Source organism: Treponema sp. R80B11-R83G3, assembly GCF_054786115.1.
Genome location: NZ_BDHF01000247.1, coordinates 1 through 1,136, shown reverse-complemented (window position 1 = coordinate 1,136; position 1,136 = coordinate 1). Strand labels below are relative to the sequence as shown.

Annotated in this window: 1 protein-coding gene; it reads left to right on the top strand. The window is 39.0% G+C overall.

From position 1 onward, the window contains the following. Positions 1 to 1,090: ATP-binding protein (locus ACYVRH_RS13055; RefSeq protein WP_461257333.1), on the top strand; the 1,090-nt coding region annotated here is incomplete at its 5' end. Between the last annotated feature and the right edge of the window lie 46 nt (positions 1,091 to 1,136).

The window sequence follows — 1,136 nt, the reverse complement described above, 5'->3', positions numbered from 1 at the left end:
GTTTGAGCTTTCTTACGGCGAATTTAATTTTGAAAAAACTCTGACGAATATTTTTAATGTGACGAATGTCCGCGCTGAGGAAAAAGACATTAATTTATCCGTAAATATTGATAAAAACGTTCCTTCATGCATAATAAGCGATGAATTGAGATTGTCGCAGATTATAATAAATTTAGTTAACAATGCCATTAAATTCACGCCGGAAAAAGGAAAGGTTACTTTAAGCGTTGAAAAACAGGATGAATCAAACGGAGACATAACGCTAAAAATTGAAGTCACGGACAGCGGAATAGGCATTTCTGAAGAACAGCAAAAAAAACTTTTCACGTCTTACAATCAGGCGGACAGAAACATCTCAAAGAATTTCGGAGGCACGGGGCTAGGTTTGGCAATTTCCAAAGAGATTGTAGAGCTTATGCATGGCAAAATTTGGATTGAGTCGGAACTTAACAGGGGATCCAAATTTATATTTACGGTAAAAGTCCAAAAAGGAACGGGCGATTCAATAAAAGACGATTCTTTTTCCTCCGATTCAAAGATTAATTTTAAAGATCATACGATATTAATAGCGGAAGACGTTGAAATCAACAGGGATATTTTAGCCGCGCTCCTTGAAAGCACTGAGGTTTCCATTGATTTTGCTGAAAACGGAGTTGCCGCGTTGTCATTGTTCAAAGCGGCTCCCGGCAAATACCGGCTCATTTTAATGGATGTCAATATGCCCGAAATGAACGGCTATGAAGCGACAAAAGAAATCCGCCTTTTGGAAGAAGAACTGATTAAAAACGCCGCCGAAAACAACGCCACTGGAAACAACAGCCCGAGTTTCACCGAAGGTGAAATTGAAAATAACAGCTTAAGTTTTGCCGAAGGCAAAACTGGAAATAACGGCACGAGTTTCACCGAAGGTGAAACTCGAAGCCACAATAGGAATTTGCGCAAGCAAATTCCTATTGTGGCAATGACTGCGAACGTTTTTAAAGAAGACATAGATAAATGTTTAAAGGCCGGCATGAACAGCCATATAGGCAAACCGATTGAACCTGAAGCGTTATATGAAGCTTTAAGAAAACATCTATTGCAATTATAAGGAGGATTGCGTAAATGGCGAATGAACTACAAAAGATTATCGCAGT